Annotated in this window: 1 protein-coding gene; it reads left to right on the plus strand. The window is 63.8% G+C overall.

All coding sequences use genetic code 11. From position 1 onward, the window contains the following. On the plus strand, positions 1-607 hold a 607-nt coding region (locus NKJ84_RS33115; RefSeq protein WP_352510021.1), incomplete at both ends, for an AMP-binding protein.

Here is a 607-nt window from a genome sequence, read left to right on the forward strand (position 1 = left end):
TGCTGGAGGATCTGAACCGGACGGCGGCGGCCTATCCGTCGCAGCGGTGCGTCCACGAGCTGTTCGAGGCGCAGGTGCGCCAGGCGCCGGAGGCTTTGGCGGTGGTCCATGAGGACGAGCGCCTGAGCTATGGCGAGCTCAACGCGCGAGCCAACCGGCTGGCGCATCATCTGATCGGGCTCGGTGTGAAGCCGGGGGATTGCGTTGCGACAGTGCTGAACCGCTCCGTCGCCCTTGTGGTGGCGCAACTGGCGATCCTCAAGGCGGGGGGAGTGTATGTGCCGGTCGATCGCGCTCTTCCATCTGCGCGACAAGAATGGCTGATGGCCGATTGTGCTGCGCGCCTGGTGCTTAGCGAGAGTGACGATGATGATCTGCTTGAGGTGACGATCCCTGTTCTGGCCATTGAGCCGCTCATGGCTGGGACTGGGTCTAGTGCCGATCCTGGCCTGGCATTGAGCGCCGAGGCTGCTGCTTACGTGATGTACACCTCCGGCTCGACCGGCCTTCCCAAGGGGGTTGTTGTTGCTCACCGTGCGGTCAACCGGCTCGTCATCAACAATGGCTATGCGCAGTTCAGCTCGAGTGATCGTGTGGCGTGGGTGGG

Source organism: Mesorhizobium sp. M0048 (genome assembly GCF_040323405.1).
Taxonomy (GTDB): Bacteria; Pseudomonadota; Alphaproteobacteria; order Rhizobiales; family Rhizobiaceae; genus Mesorhizobium.